This window comes from Lysinibacillus sp. 10T31, from assembly GCF_056394365.1.
Genome location: NZ_JBFTHS010000175.1, coordinates 1 through 512, shown reverse-complemented (window position 1 = coordinate 512; position 512 = coordinate 1). Strand labels below are relative to the sequence as shown.

General features: G+C 64.6%; 1 protein-coding gene. It reads right to left on the bottom strand.

Annotation, left to right across the window (positions count from 1 at the left end):
• Positions 1 to 66: 66 nt before the first annotated feature.
• On the bottom strand, positions 67 to 512 hold a 446-nt coding region (locus tag AC1DCY_RS27450; protein ID WP_477355885.1), incomplete at its 5' end, for a hypothetical protein.

Sequence of the window (512 nt, the reverse complement as noted above, 5' to 3'; positions counted from 1 at the left end):
GCAGACGACCACCAGCAACAGCGCGGACCAGATCCAGGGTGCCAGGTTAGATTTTACAGGCATGGGTTACTCCGTAGGGGCGGGCAATGGCGAGGCGAGGGGAGCGGTGGGCGCCGAGAGGTGCGAGGGCAGGCCGCGGATCAGGTCTTCGGCCATGTGTTGGGCACGCTTGGCGATCATTTCCAGCGAGGAGACGAAGAAGTAGGTGCCGCTGGTCATATGGCCCAGCAGGCGCAGGTGCGGATCCGGCTGTCGGTGCCGGTCGAGCAGTGCGCCACTGGCAAACTCCACTTGCAGGCCACCTCGTTCATCGCGCAGTGCATGGCCGTCCTGCTGCAGCTGCCAGAGCACGCCGGAGTCCTGCTCGCATTCCACCCATTTGGCCGCGCCGGTGGCGTTCACCACGTAGTCGTATTCGCAGGTTTCGGCGGTCGCTGCGTAATGGGCCTTGATCAGGTCTTCCTGCTGCCCCTCGAAACGTACATCGCCTGCCAGCAGGCGCAGTCTGCCGG